The organism is Lentzea xerophila (assembly GCF_051094245.1).
GTDB lineage: Bacteria > Actinomycetota > Actinomycetes > Mycobacteriales > Pseudonocardiaceae > Lentzea > Lentzea xerophila.
This window is the reverse complement of record NZ_CP194934.1, coordinates 3,439,626-3,460,463: the sequence shown is the minus strand read 5'-3', so window position 1 is coordinate 3,460,463 and position 20,838 is coordinate 3,439,626. Positions and strand designations below refer to the sequence as shown.

The 20,838-nt window shown below is 68.8% G+C and carries 21 protein-coding genes; 1 reads left to right on the top strand and 20 read right to left on the bottom strand.

From position 1 onward, the window contains the following. Positions 1–3 precede the first annotated feature (3 nt). The 19 genes from ACRSBM_RS16435 to ACRSBM_RS16345 all read right to left on the bottom strand — a co-directional run bounded on the left by ACRSBM_RS16435 (position 4) and on the right by ACRSBM_RS16345 (position 18,507). Positions 4–813, bottom strand: a complete 810-nt coding sequence (locus ACRSBM_RS16435; protein WP_434444270.1) for an SDR family NAD(P)-dependent oxidoreductase — start codon at positions 811–813, stop codon at positions 4–6. Further along, a complete protein-coding gene (locus ACRSBM_RS16430) occupies positions 810–1,445 on the bottom strand; it encodes a phosphopantetheine-binding protein (protein ID WP_434444269.1) in 636 nt (211 codons plus the stop codon). Before ACRSBM_RS16430 ends, ACRSBM_RS16435 begins: the two co-directional genes overlap by 4 nt. A gap of 143 nt (positions 1,446–1,588) precedes the next feature. Then, positions 1,589–2,404: an AraC family transcriptional regulator gene (locus ACRSBM_RS16425; RefSeq protein WP_434444268.1), complete on the bottom strand. Its 816-nt coding sequence runs from the start codon at positions 2,402–2,404 to the stop codon at positions 1,589–1,591. 85 nt (positions 2,405–2,489) lie between these two features. Then, positions 2,490–3,632 (bottom strand): LLM class flavin-dependent oxidoreductase, encoded by a 1,143-nt coding sequence (locus tag ACRSBM_RS16420; RefSeq protein ID WP_434444267.1) that lies wholly within the window; start codon positions 3,630–3,632, stop codon positions 2,490–2,492. Continuing rightward, the gene (locus tag ACRSBM_RS16415; RefSeq protein ID WP_434444266.1) at positions 3,629–4,234 is read right to left on the bottom strand and encodes a hypothetical protein; all 606 of its coding nucleotides are present in this window, start codon (positions 4,232–4,234) and stop codon (positions 3,629–3,631) included. Before ACRSBM_RS16415 ends, ACRSBM_RS16420 begins: the two co-directional genes overlap by 4 nt. Continuing rightward, positions 4,227–5,033: a WbqC family protein gene (locus ACRSBM_RS16410; protein ID WP_434444265.1), complete on the bottom strand. Its 807-nt coding sequence runs from the start codon at positions 5,031–5,033 to the stop codon at positions 4,227–4,229. Before ACRSBM_RS16410 ends, ACRSBM_RS16415 begins: the two co-directional genes overlap by 8 nt. Then, complete coding sequence (locus ACRSBM_RS16405; RefSeq protein ID WP_434444264.1) at positions 5,033–6,310, bottom strand: phosphodiester glycosidase family protein; 1,278 nt, start codon at positions 6,308–6,310, stop codon at positions 5,033–5,035. The genes ACRSBM_RS16410 and ACRSBM_RS16405 overlap by 1 nt, the downstream gene beginning before the upstream one ends. Next, positions 6,307–7,287: an Ldh family oxidoreductase gene (locus ACRSBM_RS16400; protein WP_434444263.1), complete on the bottom strand. Its 981-nt coding sequence runs from the start codon at positions 7,285–7,287 to the stop codon at positions 6,307–6,309. Before ACRSBM_RS16400 ends, ACRSBM_RS16405 begins: the two co-directional genes overlap by 4 nt. Position 7,288: 1 nt before the next feature. After that, positions 7,289–8,212, bottom strand: coding sequence for a phosphotransferase family protein (locus tag ACRSBM_RS16395; RefSeq protein WP_434444262.1), 924 nt, complete (start codon positions 8,210–8,212; stop codon positions 7,289–7,291). A 1-nt stretch (position 8,213) separates the two neighbouring features. Next, the gene (locus ACRSBM_RS16390) at positions 8,214–9,758 is read right to left on the bottom strand and encodes a Gfo/Idh/MocA family oxidoreductase (protein WP_434444261.1); all 1,545 of its coding nucleotides are present in this window, start codon (positions 9,756–9,758) and stop codon (positions 8,214–8,216) included. 78 nt (positions 9,759–9,836) lie between these two features. Further along, a complete protein-coding gene (locus tag ACRSBM_RS16385) occupies positions 9,837–11,471 on the bottom strand; it encodes a KR domain-containing protein (RefSeq protein WP_434444260.1) in 1,635 nt (544 codons plus the stop codon). A gap of 36 nt (positions 11,472–11,507) precedes the next feature. After that, the gene (locus tag ACRSBM_RS16380) at positions 11,508–12,266 is read right to left on the bottom strand and encodes an ABC transporter permease (RefSeq protein WP_434444259.1); all 759 of its coding nucleotides are present in this window, start codon (positions 12,264–12,266) and stop codon (positions 11,508–11,510) included. Beyond that, positions 12,256–13,161 (bottom strand): ABC transporter ATP-binding protein, encoded by a 906-nt coding sequence (locus tag ACRSBM_RS16375; RefSeq protein ID WP_434444258.1) that lies wholly within the window; start codon positions 13,159–13,161, stop codon positions 12,256–12,258. Before ACRSBM_RS16375 ends, ACRSBM_RS16380 begins: the two co-directional genes overlap by 11 nt. Before the next feature lie 17 nt (positions 13,162–13,178). Next, on the bottom strand, positions 13,179–13,796 hold the full coding sequence (locus ACRSBM_RS16370; RefSeq protein WP_434444257.1) for a hypothetical protein: 618 nt from the start codon (positions 13,794–13,796) through the stop codon (positions 13,179–13,181). A gap of 146 nt (positions 13,797–13,942) precedes the next feature. Beyond that, complete coding sequence (locus ACRSBM_RS16365; RefSeq protein ID WP_434444256.1) at positions 13,943–14,695, bottom strand: 3'(2'),5'-bisphosphate nucleotidase CysQ; 753 nt, start codon at positions 14,693–14,695, stop codon at positions 13,943–13,945. Beyond that, on the bottom strand, positions 14,685–15,638 hold the full coding sequence (locus ACRSBM_RS16360) for an LLM class flavin-dependent oxidoreductase (RefSeq protein WP_434444255.1): 954 nt from the start codon (positions 15,636–15,638) through the stop codon (positions 14,685–14,687). The genes ACRSBM_RS16365 and ACRSBM_RS16360 overlap by 11 nt, the downstream gene beginning before the upstream one ends. Continuing rightward, positions 15,631–16,170, bottom strand: a complete 540-nt coding sequence (cysC, locus tag ACRSBM_RS16355; RefSeq protein WP_434444254.1) for an adenylyl-sulfate kinase — start codon at positions 16,168–16,170, stop codon at positions 15,631–15,633. Before cysC ends, ACRSBM_RS16360 begins: the two co-directional genes overlap by 8 nt. A 237-nt stretch (positions 16,171–16,407) precedes the next feature. Continuing rightward, positions 16,408–17,034: a sulfotransferase family protein gene (locus tag ACRSBM_RS16350; protein ID WP_434444253.1), complete on the bottom strand. Its 627-nt coding sequence runs from the start codon at positions 17,032–17,034 to the stop codon at positions 16,408–16,410. Positions 17,035–17,040: 6 nt separating this feature from the next. After that, positions 17,041–18,507: an arylsulfotransferase family protein gene (locus ACRSBM_RS16345; protein ID WP_434444252.1), complete on the bottom strand. Its 1,467-nt coding sequence runs from the start codon at positions 18,505–18,507 to the stop codon at positions 17,041–17,043. Positions 18,508–18,635: 128 nt separating this feature from the next. Between ACRSBM_RS16345 and ACRSBM_RS16340 the strand changes: the two genes are divergently transcribed. Further along, entirely contained in the window at positions 18,636–19,664 is a 1,029-nt protein-coding gene (locus ACRSBM_RS16340) for a hypothetical protein (protein ID WP_434444251.1), read from the top strand. 46 nt (positions 19,665–19,710) lie between these two features. Here ACRSBM_RS16340 and ACRSBM_RS16335 read toward each other — a convergent pair whose 3' ends face one another. Then, the gene (locus ACRSBM_RS16335) at positions 19,711–20,628 is read right to left on the bottom strand and encodes a streptomycin biosynthesis protein (protein ID WP_434444250.1); all 918 of its coding nucleotides are present in this window, start codon (positions 20,626–20,628) and stop codon (positions 19,711–19,713) included. Positions 20,629–20,838: the final 210 nt, after the last annotated feature.

Here is a 20,838-nt window from a genome sequence, read left to right as displayed (position 1 = left end):
GGTTCACACCCCCTCGGACTTCTTGGCCACACTTCCGTTGCGCCGCTGCGTCGCGAGACCCGGCCGGCGCATCGACGTGGTGAACCCGCCGTCGACGCTGATCACCTGACCGTTGACGTAGTCGGACTCGTTGCTGCACAACCACAACGCGGTCCGCGCGAGCTCCTCCACGCTGGTGACGCCCAGCGGTGCCTCGTCCTCGAAGACCTTCCACAGGTCGTCGGCCCACGTGAACGACCGCAGCGAGAACGTCGGGATCACGTTGGGGCGGATGGTGTTCGCCCGCACGTCCGGCGCCCACTCCAGCGCGAGCGACCTGATCAGCGCCTCACCGGCGGCCTTGCTCGCGCCGATGGCGCTGTAGCCGGGCATGCCGCGCTCAGCGCCGATGCTCGAGACGTAGAGGAACTTCCCCCCAGGACGGAACAACGGCCGGAAGTGCCTCGCCAGTGCGATGATCGCGTACGTGTTGACCCGCAGTGCTTCCTCGAACTGCGGCCACGTCGTCTCGTCGACCGAACGCTCATAACCACGTGCGGCGTTGTGCACGATGATGTCGATCGCGCCGTACTTGCGTGCCACGACGGCGGCCAGATCACGGACCTTGGACTCGTCGCCGATGTCGGCCTCGACGTAGATGGCCTCGCCACCGGCCGCCGCGATGTCCCTGGCGAGGATCCGGCCGTCGGCCGCGCTGCCGCGTGAGTTCAGCACCACCTTCGCACCACCACCGGCCAGCCCGACCGCGACCTGGCGCCCGTACCCGCGGCTGCTGCCGGTGACGAGCGCGACCTTGCCGGCGAACCGGCTCATCGCGCGGGCACCGATGTGAGCCGCTCGCGGTTCAGGCGATCGGTGAGGTGGCCGGCGAGACTGCGGATCGTGCGGTGGTCGACAATCGAGAAGTCCTCCTCGAACAGCAGCTGGTAGTGCTCACGCAGCTTGCCCAGCGCCTCGACCTGCTTGACCGAGTCGATCGCGAGATCGGCCTCGAGGTCCGCGTCGTCGTCGAGGACCTCCGCCGGGTACCCGGTGGCCTCCTCCAGCAGCTTCACGAACTCGGCACGGACCTCCTCGTACTCCCAAGGCGTGTCGCGCTTCTCGACTGCGGTTTCGGCTCCGTCGCCAGCCGACGGGTCGAAGAAGTCGAGCTCGGCGGGAGAATCGGCAAACCGTGGTGCGTCCGCCTTCGCGGGAGGTGGAGTTGGTGCGACAGCGACAGGTGCCGGTGCGGGTGCGGCGACCGCAGGGGCCGCACCGTTCCCGGCGGGCCCGGCACCCCGCGAAATCGTCCAGATCGACGTCAGCGCCGACGCCCACGCCGCGGGCTGCTCGGTCAACGAGTGCACGAAACCCGGCCCGAGCGCGGTCAGCAGCTCGTCGCCGAACAGGACCCGCGCCGCCAATTCGACCGCGGGATCAAGCATTGAAGTGCGTTCCGGCATCGACTTTCCTCCCCCTCATCCCGACCCAGTCCATCCACAGTGGAGCGATGGCTCCCGCAGGCCGAGGAACTGACCGACTCAGACGATTCTTCCCAGAGCTCCAGGCACTGTCATTGGCCTGAGGCGACCGCTTGGTTGCCGACTCACGTCCCGGTCGAGAGCAGCTCGTCGCGGAACTGACCGGGCGGCCTGCCGTACTCGGCGCGGAACGCCCTGCTGAAGTCCGACGCCTGCGGGAAACCGTTGCGCAGCCCGATCTCCCGGATCGACAGACCTCGCAATGCCTCGTCGGACAGTTCTCGCCGGCAGATCTCCAACCGGCGCGCACGGATCCAGCCCGACGGCGTGCAACCGTCGATCTTGAACAGCCGCTGCAGGTAACGCACGGAGATGTGATGTGCCGCAGCCACTCTGCTCGGTGTCAGCGTGTGGTCGCCGAGGTGCCGGTCGACGTAACCGCGGATCCGCGTCAGCAGTTCGTGCTGGTGCGAGACGACGCCGTCTCCGGGTCCGGAGAAGTGCCGCTCCAGCACACCGGTCGCGAGGTGCAGCGCGGCATCCCCGATCCGCGCGGCCTCCGACACGTGCAGCTGTGAGGCCGCGACCGTCGCCCCGGCCAGCAGGTCGCACAGCAACGCTCCCGGACCGGTCAGATCGCAGACCTCGTGCCGCGCGACAGGAGCAGGCGGCGGCAGCAGCGGCGCGGCCGAGTTCGGGAACACCATCACCAACGCCTCAGCCCCGGACGTGCACGGGCGAATCGCCAACGAGCGCCGCACGTCGGACAGCGCGAGCCCCTCGTCGCTCACCAGCACCTCGTGGCCCTCGCGTTCCACAACGACGACGCCGGAAGCGCTCAGCACCAACGCGTGATGCCCCGGTTGTGCGAATACCACGTGCGGATGGGACGCGAGCACCACCTGGTGCACGGTGATACTGCCCAGCTCGGTCGTGCGCACGAGTGGTTCCGCACGGCCGGCGCGCGCCAGCGGAATACAAGTCCCCCAAGTTTTCGCAGACATTTCTCCCCCATAGAACCGACAGTCAGTGGCCCACCTCGGCGGCCAGACCACGTCGGCGCAGCTCCGGCAGCACGCCTTCGCCGACCCAGTACGTCTCCTCCAGATGCGGGAAGCCGGACAGGATGAACTCGTCGATGCCCAGCTCCGCGTACTCGGCGATCCGGTCGGCCACCTCGCGGTGACTGCCGACCAGCGCCGTGCCTGCTCCTCCGCGCAACAGCCCCACGCCGGCCCACACGTTCGGATAGATCTCCAGGTCGCGCTGGTCGCCGCCGCTGCGGAACCCTTCGTGCAGCGACCGCATCCGGGCCTGGCCCGTCGACTCGCTGGCCGCGAGGATCCGCTGCACGCTCGCGACCTTCTCCGTCTCGAGCCCCGCGATCAGCCGTTCCGCCTCGGCCCAGGCCGCCTCGGACGTGTCGCGCGTGACGACGTGGAACCGGATCCCGAACCGCAGTTTGCGACCGCGCTCCTCGGCGAGCTCACGGATCCAGTCGAGCTTCGCCGCCACCTGACCGGGTGGTTCTCCCCAGGTGAGGTAGGTGTCCACGTGCTCGGCCGCGACCACGCCCGCCGCGCTGGACGACCCGCCGAAGTACAGCTCCGGCACCGGAGAGGGCGGCCGCGACACCGTAGCCCCTCGCACGTCGTAATAGCTGCCCGTGTAGTCGAACGGCTCGCCTGTCCAAGCACCGCGCATGATCGCCAGGAACTCCCCCGCTCTCGCGTAGCGCTCGTCCTTCGACAGGTGGTCTCCGAACCTGGCCTGCTCGTCGGACTCTCCGCCGGTCACCACGTTGAGCACCAGCCGGCCACGGGACAGGCGCTGGTAGGTGGCCGCCATCTGGGCCGCGAGCGTCGGCGAGACGAAGCCGGGCCGGAACGCCACCAAGAACTTGAGGCGCTCCGTCTCCCTGGTGAGCGCGGCGGTGACCAACCACGCGTCCTCGCACCACGTCCCGGTGGGCGTGAGGATCGCCTCGAATCCCATCTGCTCGGCGGACCGGGCGATCTGCGCGAGGTACTCGATGTCCGGTTCGCGGTAGCGGTCCGCGCCGGCCACGTCCATGCTGTCCGCGTCCCGCCCGTGGGTCCGGTGCGTGCCGGAAAGCAGAGACCTCCCGTCACTGGCGGTCGGCAGGAACCAGTGGAACCTGAGCGTCATCGTCTTCTCCCCTCGATTGCGCGCGAGACCGTGAACATCTCGGCGAAAGCGTCTTGCGCGGCCATGCGTTCGATCACGCGGTGGTGGACGTGCTCGCGGTACGCGACCCGGGCCAGTTCCTCGTCGGCATCTCGCCCCAACGCGGTGAGCGCGGTCCGCCTCGCCGCCATGAGCTCGTCGTCACCGAAGAAGAACAGGTTCGGCCGGAATCCGTCCGCGGGCCCGCAGCGAAAGGACCTGATGTCCCGGACCTCCCGCATCGCCACCACTTCCGTCTCGTCGCCCGCGATCCGGCGGTCCTGCTCGTGGTCTCCGGGGAACACGCCGTACACCACGTCGGGCCGCAACTTCGGAACCACCCGGAACAACTCCGCGTTGATCAGGCCTCGGTACCCGGCGAATCCCGGCCTGACACCGGAGAACGTGTAGTCCTTCAGTCCGAGGTGGACGCTCGCCGTCCTCCAGTCGGCGTCCGGTTCACCGGCGAGGCAATGAACGTGCACGGCCGCACCTCGGTCGGCGTACCACCGCAGCCGCATGCCCATGCCCAGCTCGGCGTCACCGGCCCGCGCCGCGATCGCGAGCACCGTCAGGTCAGTCATCGCGCACCCGCGACAGGTCCAGCACCGTCCGCGCGTCCGGTCCGACGTTGAAGATCAGGTCGACGATCGACAGCTCGCGCTGGAACCCCACCTCCGCCGGCACGTTGGCCTGCGGGTACACCGGATGCCGGTAGTGGAACGCACCGACCTCGATGCCCCGTGCCTCCAGCTTCTCCCGCTCCGACAACGCATTCCCGTGGTGCCGCTGGTTGATGTAGTGGTCCGGCCGAATCGGGTGCGCGCAGACCAGGTACACGACCCGTGACGGCTCACCAAGCCCGGCCACCCTCGACACGAGCTCGGCGAGCAACTCTCCCTTGCTCGCCGATCCGTCGAAGCAGTCACTCGCCCGCACGACCGGCGTCTCCACACCCAGCGCTCGCCGCGCGAACGCCACGATCTCCTCGCACAGATCCCGCAACGACGTCCACGGCTGCCGGTACACCCCGGCCAGCTCCTCCCGGTACATCTCGAAGTACGGCGCCTTCGCGTACGCCTGCGCGATGATCCGCCAGTGCGCCGCCAACCGGCCGTGATCCACGACCCGCTTGCGGTCGATGGACTCCCTGCCGTTGTTTACCGGCACGGTGAGCCACCGTCGCCGTCCCTCGTAGAAGAACTCCTGGCGGTGTTGCCAATCGCGGTCCGCGAACTGCACGGTGTCGAGCGACACGAACACGTCGCTCGCGAGCATCTTGCGGAAGTAGTAGATGTTCGGGTGGTACGCGGGCTGGTGGACGGCCACCCGGACGGGTTCGCCCTGCAACCGCTCCACCACCGCCTTCGCCTCTTCGAGCATCAGCCTGCCTCCCTCAGGACCAGGCAGGACGCCAGTACCCGGCCGGCGAGCCCGTTCCACCGGAATCGCGTCTCGTTCTTCTGGGGCCACACCAGGTAGTGCAGGCTCCCCGCAACCTCGGTCCCGCCGTCGTGCCGGTACGCGAGCTTCGAGGACTGCCCGCCGTCGAGGTGGAACGCCCAGCGCAGGTCGTGGCCCTCCTCCGCGAGCACCTCGACGACCTCACCGGGCGTCAGGCCCTGAAAGTGCGACGTCAGCGGCGCGCCGTCGAAGATTCGAAGGTGCACCGCACCGTCGCCGGTGCCGTAGACGAGCGACCTCGGATACCGGACGCCGCGGAACGGCGACACGCCGAGCGAGTCGTCGTAGGCGTTCGCGATTCGCTGCGGTACAACGGCATCGGCAACAGACGGCCCGAGCGAGGTCGCCGAGCTCAGTGCACGGAGATCCGTACCGTCGACGGTCAGCGGCACAACACGATCGCCGACCCGCCACTCCCGCGCGTCCTGCTCATGCGCCCGCAGGACGTAGCTGCCGGCGAACAGGTCAGCGCCTCCGCCCGGCACGAGTGCTGTAATCACCGCGTGGCCGTCCGGCCGTACCGCCACCACCGCGTCCACGGCGGATGCGGCACCCGGTGTCGTGTTCGTGGCGGGCTCGACGATCCGCTGGAACGCCGTGACATCGGAGTCCAGGTACTTGACCCGGCAGTTCGCGGCGTTGAACACGAGTACCCGCCCGCCTGGCTCCTTCGCACCCGCCCACGGCAGTACGTCCGAGCCCACCCGGATCACGCCCTTCGCCCTGACCGTCCGCGCGGTCGACGAGGAGCCGTGGACCAGCAAGGCCGGTTTCGTCGCCGAAGGCAGCCCGGCGACCACACAGTGACGCACGCACAGGTCGAAGTGCGGCTCAGCGGGCTGATAGTCGGGGTCGTCCGAGATGAAGGTGAACGAGCCGTTGATCGCCCCCACGGCCGCTGGATCGACCAGGGCGTCGCGCAGATGGAAACCCCTGCTGTCGCTCACGGTGTCCAGGACGTACCCGGAGTCCTGCGCCGCGCGCAGGGTGTACGAGTTCGTGAAGTGCCCGCCACCCAGTTCGATCGTGCGGGCTTCCAGGGTCACGCCCCGGCGCAACGCCACGCGCCGAGTGGGAATCCGGCGTGCGAACGGACTCTGGTCCACCGCCAGCTTCTGGACGTCCGGCACAGCGAAGCCGTGGCGCATCAGGACCTTCCGCGCTGTCGTGTCGTCCACCCCGTCGGCGAGCCTCATGACCGGCCCGCACTGGAGCGCAGCCGTTCGAAGACACCGGTCCCCAGGTGGATCCGGCCGTCCGCGAGCGCCGTGGCCTTCACCGCATCGCTCTCCCTGCCGAACAACCGCAGGGTGCCTCCGTCCTGCATCGGCACGGAGGCCAGCGCCCGCACGAGCGCGGAGTTCTCGTCGACGAACGTCTTCCGCTCACCACCGAACGACGGGTCCACCGCGATGAACGCGTACCCGGTGTCGAGCAGGGACTCGATTCGCTCACCCATCGGGAACCCGAACACCGACCCGGTCAGCAGCTGGACCAGCAACGACAGGGCGAACCCCTTGTGCCCGCCGAAGATCACCGCGGCGACGGCCTCCTCCGGGTCCGTGGTGAAGCTGCCGTTCGCGTCGACGAACTGCCCGTTCTCCAGTCCGCCGTTCCCGCGCCTGGCCTCCCACAGCCGTCCCATCGGCGCCACCGTCGTGGACAGGTCCGCGACGATGGCGCCGCCCTCGGCGGGGAACGCGAAACTCAGCGGGTTGACCCCGAGGAACGGCCGCGTCGCGCCGACGACCGTGCTGTCCGCGGTCGATGTGTTCATCACGACGCCCAGCTGTCCCTGCTCGGCGATGCGGCGCGTCCAGTACCCCAACGCCCCGTGCCGCTGGGTGTTGTTCATCCCCACCAGACCGATCCCGAACCGCCGCGCCTTCTCGATCACGATGTCGACCGCGAACCCGACGCTCAACGGCCCCACCTCGCGGTTGCCGTCGACCACCGCGACCGCGCCGAAGTCCTCCACCACGAACGGCCTGCCGGCTCTCGTCGCGAAGAACTGGCTCTCGAAGCAGAACTTGGCTACACCGTGCGAGGTCTTGCCCCGCAGCTCACCGTCCAGGTAGTGGTCCACCACCGCGCCGGATTCCACCTCGGACATTCCGGCGCCGGTGCACACCGCTGCCATGAGTTGCCTGACCTCGTCGATCGGGACGTGCACCTCAGCTCACCTCCGGGTTCGACCGGTCCAACACCACGAGGAACCGCTCGCGCCAGGCGGCCCGTTGTGCGGCGTTCAGCTCGAGCCGGTACGGCACCAGCTCGTTCACCAGGCGGTACAGGCAGAACCCGATGACCAGCCTCGTCCGGATCGACGCGGCGAGTTCTGGCAGCGAGTTGCGCGACCGGTAGCCGGCGAGAAACTCCGCGGACAGCGGCCGGAACGCCTTCGGCGCCCTGAGGTGGTGCAGCAACAGGTGCGCCAGCACGAACGTGACGTCGTACCAATGGCTGCCGCGGTGAACGGTGTCCAGGTCGCAGATCGCCACCCGGTCCGCGCTGACGCTCATGTTCTTCGGCGCCACGTCGCCGAGCACCAGGTCGTTGTCCGGCAGGGACTTCAGGTGCGCGCTGCACTCCAGCAGTGCCGGATGACCGCTGCTCTCCAGGCAGTACCACAGCTGGTGGTCGCGGAACGCGAGATCGCCGTCCGGGCGGATCGGTGTCGTGATCGACCTGGTCGCCGCGTGCACGTCGCCCAGTACCTCGCCCAGCCGCCGCGCCTGCGCCGGTGTGGCGGGGCCGAGCCGCAACGCGTCCTCGAACGACCCACCCGCGGGAAAGATCTCGCTCAGCACCAACGCGTGCCGCTCCTCGTCGAACTCCAGCACCTCGGGAAACACGTCCGGCACGGCCGCACCGAACACGGCCAGCGCGGCGCGTTCCACGCCTATCAGCGCGGGATCGGTCGGCACGTCCGGGATCCGCGCGAACCACGAGCCGCGCACTTTGAGGATCACCACCCCGCGCGGCCCCCGCACCCGGTACACGTGGCTCACGTTGCCGCCGGCCAACTCTTCGACGTCCTGAACCCCGCCGACGTGCGGCGCGCACAGGTCGAGCAGCGCGGGCGTCACCACGGCCATCTCAGCCCTCCACGCGTTCGGGCAGGGGGCAGGCCACGCCGCCGCGCGCCGGCTGGATCTCTCGATCGCGGCGGAAGTCCAGGCACACCACCGGATCCCCACTGCGGCGCCGGCGTGCGGCCGACAGGTACGCGCCCGCCATGAGCACGCAGCCACGGCGGTGCTCGACCAGATCGGACGTCACGGGCAAGCCGTCGCCGCGCAGGTGCGAGAGGAACTCCTCCATCGAGTGCCTGCGGGCGTTCTCCTGGTGGCCGCGCACGGACGACAGTCCGCCATCCATGTCCTCGAGCCGCAGGTGCTGGTGGCTCTCCCACGCCGGGAACAGCGCCCGGTTACGGAAGACGTGCACGTCCACGTGCCGATCCCCGCCCACGCCCGCCGGGTCCGCACCGGCCACGCCGTCACGGGCCTGGTAGCTCTGGAAGTAGATCGCCTGGAACGGGCCCTGCTCGATGACGTGACTCTCGTGGCGCACCCGGCCGTTGCCCTTGTACAGGTCGAGCCGGTTCGCCAGCACGCTGCCGCGCTGCGAGAACCCGTTGTGCACCAGGTTGACCGAGCCCAGCGTCATCGTGCGCCCGGCGCTGCGGAAGGCGAGCGAGACGAACACGTCGACCTCGCCGTGATGACGCACCCGGCGCCACAGGTCCGAAGCGCTGTAGCGGTTGTGTTCGTCGAAGTCGGCGAAGATCTTGCGGTAGTCGTCGAAGTCCAGCTGCCGCAACAGGTCTCTGGGCCGTACGACGTTGGCGAACACCTCGACCTCGTCGAGCTCCTTGCCAGGCGCCTCGGCCGCCTCCAGCAGCCACGGCACGATGTCGAGGAAGTGGTAGCCGGAGTGTGAGGCCTTGCCGTAGCCCTGGTCGTACGAGTGGTACCCGATGTCCACCAGCTCGGCCGGCATCCGCCACTGCCCGTCGCTGTGGAACGACTGGATGGACGTGATCGGGCAGTTCGTCATCTCGGCCACCTCGCTGACCAGCGACCGCATGGTGCGGAACGCGGGGTGGTAGCGGCGCTGCGACATCATGCTCACGACCACGCCGGGGTTGCGGAGCTTCGCCTCCGCGTAGCAGCGCATCAACTCGTCGTAGTCGTCGAGGAGCAGCCCTGCCTGGTCCTCGTCCAGCGACGCGTTGACCCGTGCGGAGACCGGCTTGTCCATCAGGACGCTCAGGCCGCGATCCAGCGCCCACTTCGCGTATGCCAGGTGGAAGCTCGGCTCGGTCGCGACGACCACGCCCCGGATGCCGTACCGCGCGACGAACCCGTCGAGCAGGCGCTCGGCGGAGGGCGGCAGCGTCGCCCTGCCGGTGTCGGACTTCTTCAGGTACACCATCGAGAACGCGGACGAGCCGGTCGACCGCACGTACTCGTCGTTGATCTCCTGCGTGTCCACGAGGTCAACGCCGATGATCGTGCCGAGCCGGCCCGCGCGTTGCTCGTCGAGCAGCACCGGCAGGTGGTTGCGCCTCGCGTGTGGTCCCACGCCGATCACCAAGACGTTCGGCGATCGCCACGCGGGACCGTTCCCCCCAGTCATGTCAGCTGTCCCCCTGTCTGATGTGGACGCGACCGGTCCGCGGTGCGGCTTCGCGCCGCACCGCATGTGTCCGGCCTGTCAACGGCCTGCCCGCTCCACCAGCGTTCGCGGGGCCTGAGGTGACCGCAGCGCCGCCGTGATCACGGACGCCGCGGCGGAGTGCACGGAACGAACCCGCGCCTGTGGAAACTCGGCGGCGAGCCGGTCCGCCAGCGGTACCAGGAACCCGCTGCCCGCGGATTCCGCGCTACCTCCGGAGGAGGAACCGAGCAGCGCCACGAGCCGCACCTGGTCGTCCAGCAACGGGGCCAAGTGGTAGAAGCCGTTGATCCGTGTGGCGATCGTGCGGTCCCACGCCTCGGCGTCCGACTCGTCGCCGTGCGCGGCGGCGTGCACCAGCCCGTGGATCCGCAGTCCGCGCGACCTGAGCTCCTGCCCGAGCCGCCGGACGGCGTGCGAGTCGGTGACGTCCTGCTGGACGTACTCGACCTGTGCGCCCGCATCGCGCATCCGGCCAATCGTGCGCATCACGTCGAGACTGCGGGACAGCCGCGCCCAGTACGCCTCGAACTCCTCCTCCGAGAAGTCCGGGGAGTTCGCCTTGAGCGACTCGCGCTGACGGATGCGGTGTTCTTCGAACTCCTCCGCACTCATCGACAGCACGTAGTCGCGGTCACCGACACCGAGCGTGGCGTAGATGTTGACCAGCGGTGTCCGGCCGAGCAGCACGTACCGGCACGGCACCTCCGCCGCCATGGCGGCGAGCACCTCGGCCGCCCGCCCTCGCGCGCCACCGGCGGCGATCACCGTCGATCCCGGTTCGAGCGGAAGACCCGTCTTCTCGCCGAGCCGGGCGGGCGTGAACGCCGGCGTCACCCAGGTCGCGCCGTCGAAGCCGAGTTCGCGGTGGTCCGGTGTCCCGTCGACGAACGCGAGCAGCCCACGGGCCACCTCGTCGACCCCGACCGAGGGCGCGACGTCCAGCACCCGGCTCTGCGTGTGCCCGCGCAGCAGACCGGCCATCGCGCCGGCGACGGGGTCCAGCGGTACCGTACCCGTCTCGCCGAACCTGCCGTCGAGCGCGGTCACGGCGGCGGTCAGGCCGCCCTTCCTGGCGGCGAGAACTTCGCGCAAGGCGCCCATGGCCGCCCGAACGTGGACGGCGTCGACCGGACCGATGTTCGTCGACCTCGGCGTGGTGCGGCTGGTGAGCAGGAACAACCAGTCCGGCTGCGGTTCGTCGTGCAGGCGCTTGGCTAGCTCAGCCGCGGTCATCACCTGCCCCGCCCGCTCGTTCACGTGCAGCCGCACGGTTTCACGCAACGTCACGGATTCCGTGCGCGCGCCCGCGGCCCGCAGCGCGTTGTCGACCGCGATCGCCAGGTCGGCTCCGTCGCCCAGCACCAGCACCGTCCGGCCGCGCCAGTCCACTGTGGTCTCAGGAGGTCGCGTCTCGACGAGGACCCGGCTGAGCAGCGCCGGTTCCGGTTCCGGCGGCGTTCGCGGTTGCGGATGCGGCGGCGCGGCGGGAAGCCCGGCTTCCGCACCGGGACGGCCTGACGCGTGCCAGAGCACCCGCACCGCCTGCCGCCACTGGTGCGGCCGCCGCTCGATCCACTCGATCAGCGCGGGATCGGCGGTCTCGGCGAGATCCGGCCCGAACAGCACCCCCAGAGCCAGGCGCGTCCGTGTGCTTCCCGTCTCGATGATCATGCGTCGTTCCCCCGAATCGACGAGTCGGCAACGTTCCTACTTCTGGTGCCACGGCAGCTTGTGCCCGACTCCCCACAACGTCACGGCGGTGACCAGCGCGAGGGCGGCCAGGTCCAGCCACACCTGCCCGGTGACCGGGCCGATCACGACCTGCCGGATCGCGGACGCCGCATAACTCGTCGGGCTGAAGTGGCTCACGCCGAGCATCCAGTCCGGCAACCGATCGGGCGGCAGGACGACCGGGCCCATGAACAGCAACAGCAGCGTGATCAGCATGCTGACCGAACCGGCCTCGGCCGGCGAGCGGACCGTGATGCCGATCAACGCACCGATCCCGGCCATCGGCAGCACACACAGCGGCACGACCAGCAGCACAAGCGGGCTGATCATCAGCGGCACGCCGAGGATCACCGTTCCCAGCACGGCCGTGGCGACCAGCGACGGGATCGAGAGCACGAAGAACGCGAGCACCGTGGCCAGGATGACCAGCGATCTGTGCACGGGCAGCGTCGCGAAGAAGTCCAGCGTCCCCATGGCCTTCATGTAGCCGAAGTTGGCCGCGACGTTGTTCTGGTTCTGGAACATCAGCGACAGCACGATGCTGCCGCACAGCACGTACGTCAGGCTCTGCTGGTCCCGGCCGGCGAACGCGCCGAGCGCCGCGGTGGCGAGCACCGGCGCCAGCATGCCGGTCACCACCTGGCCGCGCCACGACCAGCGGAAGTTGGAGAGCTGGATCAGGAACAGGTCGGTGAACTGGATGTGCGGTCTCGGCCGCTGAAGACTAGGAGGCATAGTGGAGGTACAGGTCCTCGAGGGTCGTCGACGTCATCCGGATGTCGGTGATCTTGCGCAGGTCGAGCTTGCCGAGAAGTTCGGCGGCCTCGTCCCGGTCGAGCATCAGCAGCCAGGAGCCGTCTGATTCCTCTTGCGGCACAACGCCGAATGGCAGCGCCGGCGGGTCGTCGGGCGGAAACGCCAGGTGTACCTTGAGCTTCTGCGCGATCTCCGCCTTCAGCTGGGCCGGCGTGCCGAGCGCGGTGAATCGTCCGCGCTGCACGATGCCCACGCGCTGGATGGCTTTCTCCGCCTCCACCGCGTCGTGCGTCACGAGCACGATCGTCGTCCCGCGCCGCTGGTTGAAGTCCCGCAGGACCTCCCAGACGTGCTTCTTGTTGACCGGGTCGAGGTCGTTGGTCGGCTCGTCCAGGATCAGCACAGGTGCCCTGCCCGCCGTCGCCACCGCCAACTGCAGCAGCCTGCGCTGGCCACCGGACAGGTTCGTGGAGACTTTGTCCCTGATCTCCGCGATGCGCCAGAGTTCGAGCAGCTCGTCCCGTTCACGGCGGGCATCCCCGCGGGACATGCCGCGCAGGTGCGCCGAGAAGTACACGGCCTCGCCGACGGTCAGCCGGTTGAGCGCCGACGTGCTCTGCGGCATGTAACCGATCACCGTGGCGACGAAACTCGCGTCCTTGACCACGTCCCTGTCGAACAGCTCGATGCGGCCCGACGTCGGCCGCAGCAGCCCTACGAGCTGACGCACGAGCGTCGTCTTTCCCGCGCCGTTGTCCCCCAGCAGCCCGAATATCTCTCCTTCGGCGATCTCGAAGCTCATCCCGTCGACGGCGAGAACGTCCTGCCGCGGATATCGCTTCACCAGGTTCTCGACTCTGTACGCGACCGTCACCGCACGTATCCTCCGCGCTATAGCTCGTGGTAGACACTGTACCGCTGATCCAGCGCAAGTCTGTCCCGAAGCGCGTCCGGACGAAAATTGCGCGACTGTTTCGCGTACCAGTCGAGCTTGAGCTCCGGATCGATCTTGTCGGACACCACGTGCTGCAACAGCTGATAGGGCGCGACGCCATCCGGGTCGAACGACCGGAGTGGAATTCGCTTGAGCGCGATGGTCTCCTCGAGCTCTTCGGTGAAGTGGTATCCACCGGGTATCAACCGCGATTCCCTGGTACCGAAATCCATCATGAACCCGGTGCCGTCCAGGGTCGTCTCCAGCGCGAGATGCGCGGTCGACGGCCCGTAGCCCGGGACCCTGCGCTCGTGGTAGATCAGCACGTGATCGATGCCGTGCGCGCCGAGCAGGCATGATGCGACGAACGTCCGATCGGGGCACGGGCCGAACACCATCGTGTCGCCGTCGGCGAGAATCTCGCTGACCGATCGACGCAGATACGATTCCCTGATCCGGTCGGCGGGCCAAACGGTCTTTCTGACCGAATCGTGCACAAAATCGACCACGGCCAGCGCTACGTCCAGCTGCGAGCCGCAGAACACCGGCAGAAGCACACGGGTATCCTGCTTCATCGACAAGTTCCCCCCTGAGTGGCGCAACTCCCGTTCAGTCTGCCACCACCAATTGGTCCGGTCATTGACCGCACGCGCCGGAATCATTGGCAACCGACGTACCGCGACCCAATTCCAGTCAATCAGGAATAGTCCCCGTTCGGCCTTCAGCACTCCTCGGTGACCGATCGAATCGCGGACAGCAGCCGGTCGCGGTGGCGTGCGCCGCAGACGACCAGGTCTGGGAGCCACGGATTCTCGCGGTTGTACCGCAGCGGTGAGCCGTCCAGCCTGGACGCGTGGCACCCTGCCGCCATCGCGACCGCCACCGGTGCCGCGGAGTCCCATTCGTACTGGCCGCCCGCGTGCACGTAGGCGTCGACCTCGCCCCGCACCACCGCTGACGTCTTGACACCGGCCGATCCCAGCGGCACCAGCTCGGCGTCCAGCAACCGGGCCAACGTGTGCACGAGCGCCGGCGGTCTCGTGCGACTGACCGCGATGCGCAGCCGTTCCGCACCCACGGGAGGCGCCGGCGGCTGTGCGGTGGAGAGGACGACGTCCCTCGCCGGGATGGCCACGGCGCCCGCGGTGAGCTCGCCGCGTTCCCACAACGCCACGTGGACGGCCCAGTCGGTACGGCCCTCCTCGGCGAACTCGCGGGTGCCGTCGAGCGGGTCGACGATCCAGACCCGTTGACTGACAAGGCGCTTCGGGTCGTCGGCACCTTCCTCCGAGAGCACGGCGTCCTCGGGCCGATGTTCGTGGAACCCTTCCATCAACGCCTCGTGCGACCGCCGGTCACCAAGGCGCCGCAGCCGCTCGGGATCGGCGAAACCCGTGTCCCGGCGCAGTACGCGAAGCAGCCGGCCGCACTCCCCGGCGAGCCGGGCCGCGAAGACGTGATCGTCAGCGCTCACGCGCCCTCCTCGAGATCAGGCTCAGCACCGCCGCCGCCGCGTCCTGGCCGTTCGCGGTGCCCATCTCCAGCCGCCGCACGCCCCGCGCGCTGAGCTCGTCGAGCCGCTTGACGACCTCGCTCTCGGTGCCCGCGATCAGGAACCGGTCCGCGAGGTGGTCCCACACGCCGAGCCTCTTCGCGGCCTCGACGTAACGCCGCTTGCTCTCCTCGGTCTGGACGCCGTGCCGGGACAGGTCGTACAGCGCGCCCAGCTGCTCGACGCCGGACCGCAGTCCGGCGGGCACGAGCTTCGACTCCAGGCCAAACCGGGTGAAGTGGTGCGCGAGCGACGCGAGCACCCAGCCGCCGGCCGTCTCGGCCCTCTCACCGTCGGGATCGACGGTGATCGTGCCGGTGTTCCACCAGACCTCGACGTCGTGGCCGGTCACCGCGGTGACCGCCGCGACCACCTCCTCGCTGTGCCCCAGGCCGACGATCACGCCGTCGCCGATCTCGGCCGCGAGCTCCAGCGACCGCATCCCGTGCGCCGCCACGAGGACTTTGACGGTGTTCCCTCGCCTGTCCAGGAACTGCCGCACCGCTTGGACATACGCACGCAGGTCGCGCAGAGTCGCGGCCCGTCCACCGAGGTTGTAGACACCGCTGTCGCCGGTGCCGATCCCGAGGAACACGCCGGCGGCCGCTTCCCCGGCCAGTCCGGCGACCGCGCTCGCGGTCACGGCCGGATGCCTGGTCACCGGGTTGGTGACGCTCACTCCGAGCGGCACCCGGGTGACGTGCTGGGACAGCGCACCGAGCATCGTCCAGCATTCGGGCACCGCGGCCGGAGAGTCCCACACGCCGAGCCTGGCCACCCCGTAGCCGTCGAACAGGCGGCCCCAGCGGATCGCCTCGCCGATCGAGCGCGGGTTGATGTTGACGGCGACCTCGAGATCAGACACAGGCTGCCTCCGCGCGGTCGAGCAGCACCGAGATCAGGCGCGCCAGCTCCGCGCTGTCGCCCATCTCCGGTGTCAGCACGAGGTCCGGGTTCGCCGGTCGTTCATAGGGATCGTCGATCCCGGTGAAGCCGGGCAGTTCGCCCGCGCGGGCTCGTGCGTAGAGCCCCTTCGGGTCTCGCTCCTCGCAGAGCCGGGCGGGCGTGTCCATGAAGACCTCCAGAAACCCTACGCCCGCCGCCGCGTGCGCCGACCGCACGCCATCCCGTCCGCCGCGGTAGGGGCTGATGGCCGCGACGATCGCGACCACTCCGGCCAGGGCGAAGAGCTTCGCGACCTCGCCGACCCTGCGCACGTTCTCGGCCCGGTCGGCCTTCCCGAACCCGAGGTCGGCGTTCAACCCCCGGCGCAGCTCGTCACCGTCCAGCAGAACGGCCTGCCGACCGTGCACGGCCAGTGCCCCGGCCAGAGCACCTGCCACCGAGGACTTCCCGGACGCGGGTAGCCCGGTGATCCAGACTGTCGTTCCCTTCACTCTCGCTCCTTCTCCGCCTGTCTGCGGTCCATGTGCTTTCGTCGTGCACCACGACGAACGTCCGGTCGTGGCCGGTCGGCCACTCGAAGGGCAATGGCGGCCGCAGCACCACAGGCACGTCGTCCATCAGGCTCATCGCCACGCGAGCGACTGCACCAGCGACGGCTGATCGGCATAGCCCAGGCCGGGTGAGTACCGCCGGCGATGAAGCAGCAGCAGGCCGAACACCGCGGTGACTCAGGTGGCGAGGCGGTGACGGACCATCTCAAGGAAGCTCACCCTGTCGTTGAGATGCGGGAACTCCTCCTCCGGCACGGGCACGCCGAGGAACTCGCACAACGGCGCCCAGCCCTGCTGCACCTCGTGGACCAGCAACCTCTCCGCAGGCACGGCGGCAGCCACCGCCTCGTTGTGCCGCTGGAACACCGACATGACGTGAGCCTTGTCGTCGAGCCGCCCGCCGAACGTGTGGGACGAGATGCGGTGCACGAGCTCCAGGTACGCGAGGAAGTCCGGATCCTCGGAACCACCGTCCGCCGACCACAGCGGCGCGAGGGTCTCGCGAAAACTCTCGTACCAGCGCTCCGAATCCCGGACCGTCAACACCACCTTGGCGGCCGGGTACCGGAAGACCAGTTCCCGCCAATGCGCACACCCCGGCCAGTCCACAGTGGACCGGTAGCTGTCGAAGATCGAGGACCACTCCACCGGTTCGCCGCGCTGGGCCGCATTCCAGAAGCGGAGGTGTTCCGGTTTCTCGAACGCGGTGAGCATGTGGTAGCAGGGCCCGAACCCGAGTCGTTCCAGCGCGGCCTTGACCGACAGCGTGCCCGTCCTGCCGAAACCGGCACCGATGATCAGCACTGTCGCTCACCCCGTCTTCGCGGGCCGGGACGTTCCCAGCACCGAACCGTTGCGGTCCAACGCCTGCACGGCCAGGTAGGCCGCAGGCCCCGGCAGCGGGATCGAGGTCTCGAAACCCCGCCTCGGCGCCGTGGCGACCGGAGCCAGCGACTGTGCGCCCGCACCGGCGAGCACCCTCCATGAAACGACCTCCGTGGCACCGTTCCAGCTCGCGTACGCGGTGTTCCCCCGCCCGGCCGCGACCGGGAGATCAGTGGGCTTGCCCACCCATGGCAACCGGAAGGCGCGGTAGGAGTTCAGGTGTTGCTTGGCGAAGGAGGCGTTGAACACGACCTCGCCGCGCTGCGAGAACTCGGTGAAGGTGCCGTGCGATCCCCAGCCGACGAAGACATTGCCGTTGCCGAGTTCCTGCACGCTGCCCTGCGTGCCGGACATCAGTCCGTCCGGGCTCGGGTACGACCGTGCGAGTGTCGCCGTCCGGCGCGGCTCGTCGAGGTTCAGCAGGAGCCCACGGGAGATCTGCGGGCCGTCGCCGGTGGAGGCGTTGTCGAAGACCGACAGCGTGCCGTCTCTTTCGCGCGCGGCGTCGTGCTGCCAGGCGAACGCGGCACCGGGCCCGAAGGTGAAGTCGCTGCGCTTGCCGCCCAGCCGCCAGATGATCTCGCCGCTCGTCCGGTCGATCTTGTAGACCGCGCTGGTGTGCCTGCCGCTCGTGATGATGTTGCCGTCGGTGTCGAGCGAGAGCGAGTTGAGGTGCACCGCGCCGTAGGGCGTCAACGGGTTGTCCGGCCTGGGCATGGTGGACTCGTCGAGCCCGATGTGGTCGAGCGCCGACCACTCGAACAGCACCTCGCGGGTGCCGATGCGCACTTCCTGGATGACGTTGTCGTGCACCATCCGGATGGTGTCGCCGTCCTTGTGCGCCACCATCCGGTAGACCAGGATCAGAGCCGTTCCCCACGGCGTGATCCGCATGTCGTGCATGTCGGCGAACTCCATGCCGTTGCCCGGCTTGACCCTGTCGATCACGCGGTACGACTCGTCCATGATCACCCAGTTGCCGAACACCGGGGCACCGATCTCGTGGATCGGCACGGGCAGGCCCTCCCACCACGTCAGCACGGGCCGTCCCCGGTACGACTGCGCCTCGAAAGCGGCGGTGCGAATCAGGTTTCCGTCACCACGAGGCAGGAACCACACCGGCTGACCGGTGTTGTCGACGATTTCCGGGCCGCCGAGGACCGAGGCCGGCGGCAACACGAAAGTGTCCGACTTCGGGCCCAGGAAAACATAACCCGGGGCGGTGCCGGCCGTACTGATGCGGACATTTATCCGCGGCGCCTTCAGATCCGGCCTGGTGACGAAGTGCAGCAGCTGGTCGGGCTCGTGCTGAGCCGCCGCCGGCACATGTGCGCTCCCCGCCAGTGCGATCAGCAACGTAACGACGACCACGACTTTCCTGCGCAAGATCAACTCAACTCCCCCCATGAGATGACTCCCGGCAGCCTGTCGGAACATTTTCGGGTTCGCAACAGCACTTATCGAACACACCCTGGATCGCTAGGCTGAAATCTCCGGCAATCCCTCAGGGAGAGAATAAATTGACCGCGCACATCACCAAACCCGTCGTCGTGCTGCCCGCGAACAAAGTAGCGACCGAGGAAATCCTGGCCGATGTCAGGGAAAGACATCCGAACCACCCGCGACTGGACGCGATCACGCGGGTGATCACCGGTTGCGGGGTGTCCGAGCGCTACTTCACCAGGCCGTTCACCGAGGTGGCCGGCACGACGGGGATCGAGGCGCGCAACCGGTTCGCGTTCGCCGACGCGGCCAAGATGGCGGTCGATGCCGCACGGCGCGCGCTGGAGGCCACCGGACTGCGCCCGGACGAGGTCGACGGCCTGGTCACGAGCCACACCACGTCATTCGCCGTCCCGAACCTCGACGTCCGGCTCGTCGAGGAGTTGGGGCTGCGACCGGACGTCGCGCGCTTTGCGATCACCACGCTCGGGTGCGCGGGTGGCGGGCAGGCACTGGTCCGCGCAACCGACCTGGTGCACTCCCGGCCCGGCGCCGCGGTTCTCGTGGTCGTGGCCGAAGCACTGTCCACTGTGTACCACCGCGACGAGGACACCATCGAGAGCATGATCTACAAGGCCCTGTTCGGCGACTCGGCGGGCGCCTGTGTCGTCACCGGCGAACTGCGGGAGAACGGGTTCGCGATCGAAGAAACGCTCGAGTTCCTGCTGCCGGACTCTGCCGACCGCTACTGGGGCGAGCTCGACAGTGGCGGGCTGCACTTCAAGTCCACCAAGAAGGCCGTCGCGGCTGCCGCCGATGCGCTGCCCGGTGTGCTGGCGTGGCTCGGCGACCGGCGCCCGTCGTTCGGCGTGATCCACCCCGGTGGCCCGCACATCATCACCCAAGCCGCCGCCCTCGAACTGCGCCACGTAGACGCCAGACACTCGTTCGACTCATTGCGGGAGAATGGGAATCTCGGCGGCAACGCGGTGCTCGACGTACTTCGCCGCACCCACGAGGCACCGCCGGCCACGGGGACGGAAGGCGTGATCATCGCGTTCGGCCCGGGATTCGCGGTCGCGGGTGCGCGTGGAACGTGGCGTTGACGTAGGTTCAACTGCGGATAGTCAGTAGTTGAACGGACGTCGGCCATCAGGAAGCCTCGTCCTGGCTGTCGCGGTCCTCCAGCTCGTCACCGAACTGCGTCCAGAGCTGTGCGCACAACCGCGCGGCACGGACGAGTTTTCCCGTGGCGTGCACCGGGATCTCGGCGGCGAGCCGGGGCAACTGGTCCTGTTCGACCCGGTGCGCGGCGAGCATGCGCAGCACTGTCCGCCCCACCTCGGTCAACCTCAGTGCCGGATCCTTGCGGAGCACCTCGAACACCTCGTGGAATCTCGGCCCCGCGGCCTCGATCCGCTCGTCGTGCCGGGCCGAGGTGGCCTCGCGGATACCGCGCAGCTTGGGCGGCACCACGTCCTGCCCGCGCCGCAGCCGGTCCCGCACGTCCTTGGCGGTACCGAGCCCAATCCCCGCCTCCGCCGCGATCTGACGCAGAGACGCGTTCGGCCGTTCCTCGATCAGCTCCGCGGCCCGTTCCCTGCGCCGCACCGGATCCGTGGGCCGCGCCCTGCCGTCAAGCCCGACTTTCGTTTCCACCGCTTTGCCGGCTCTGACGCGCAACGCCGCCACGGTCTTCGCCGACAACCCGCTCGCAGCGGCCACCTTCCGGTCGGACCAACCTGGGTGCGACGCCACGATGCGCCGTGCCGCGATCAGCCGATCCCGCTGCGACAGCGGCAGTCCGTGCGTGATGTTCAGCCGCACTGCCAGCACGAACGCTTCCTCCGCCGTGCCATCGAAGAACCGCACCGCAATGTGCGGATCACCTTTCAACCTCGCAGCCATCAGCCGATGCGCCCCGTCGATCACCTCCATGCTCGACCGCAGCACCGTGATCGGTGGCAGCTCCTCCTCGAGAGCCGCCAGCGCCCGCACGTGCTCCAGGTCCTCTCCGCCGAGCCGAGGCGACACCCCGGTGCTGACCGACTCCACCGGCACCCGCACCACAGGCGATTCCGCAACGGCTGTTTCCTCGAATTCCGCCCTTCCCCCAGGCTGAGACAAACCGTTCCCCCGAACGTCAGCGCGCGGCGTTCACAGTCCATTCGACCCGACCCGGAGTTCCCCGACCCCGACCACGCACTCGTTCGATGCTAGCCCTCGTTCTGCTCTCTCGCAGCAAACGATCGACCTCCGATATGTCAACCTGTTCGGCAA

What these genes read in the sequence shown, in the direction of transcription:
- ACRSBM_RS16435 (WP_434444270.1), bottom strand. Translation starts at nt 813, where the DNA reads ATGAGCCGGTTCGCCGGCAAGGTCGCGCTCGTCACCGGCAGCAGCCGC.
- ACRSBM_RS16430 (WP_434444269.1), bottom strand. Translation starts at nt 1,445, where the DNA reads ATGCCGGAACGCACTTCAATGCTTGATCCCGCGGTCGAATTGGCGGCG.
- ACRSBM_RS16420 (WP_434444267.1), bottom strand. Translation starts at nt 3,632, where the DNA reads ATGACGCTCAGGTTCCACTGGTTCCTGCCGACCGCCAGTGACGGGAGG.
- ACRSBM_RS16415 (WP_434444266.1), bottom strand. Translation starts at nt 4,234, where the DNA reads ATGACTGACCTGACGGTGCTCGCGATCGCGGCGCGGGCCGGTGACGCC.
- ACRSBM_RS16410 (WP_434444265.1), bottom strand. Translation starts at nt 5,033, where the DNA reads ATGCTCGAAGAGGCGAAGGCGGTGGTGGAGCGGTTGCAGGGCGAACCC.
- ACRSBM_RS16405 (WP_434444264.1), bottom strand. Translation starts at nt 6,310, where the DNA reads ATGAGGCTCGCCGACGGGGTGGACGACACGACAGCGCGGAAGGTCCTG.
- ACRSBM_RS16395 (WP_434444262.1), bottom strand. Translation starts at nt 8,212, where the DNA reads ATGGCCGTGGTGACGCCCGCGCTGCTCGACCTGTGCGCGCCGCACGTC.
- ACRSBM_RS16390 (WP_434444261.1), bottom strand. Translation starts at nt 9,758, where the DNA reads ATGACTGGGGGGAACGGTCCCGCGTGGCGATCGCCGAACGTCTTGGTG.
- ACRSBM_RS16385 (WP_434444260.1), bottom strand. Translation starts at nt 11,471, where the DNA reads ATGATCATCGAGACGGGAAGCACACGGACGCGCCTGGCTCTGGGGGTG.
- ACRSBM_RS16380 (WP_434444259.1), bottom strand. Translation starts at nt 12,266, where the DNA reads ATGCCTCCTAGTCTTCAGCGGCCGAGACCGCACATCCAGTTCACCGAC.
- ACRSBM_RS16370 (WP_434444257.1), bottom strand. Translation starts at nt 13,796, where the DNA reads ATGAAGCAGGATACCCGTGTGCTTCTGCCGGTGTTCTGCGGCTCGCAG.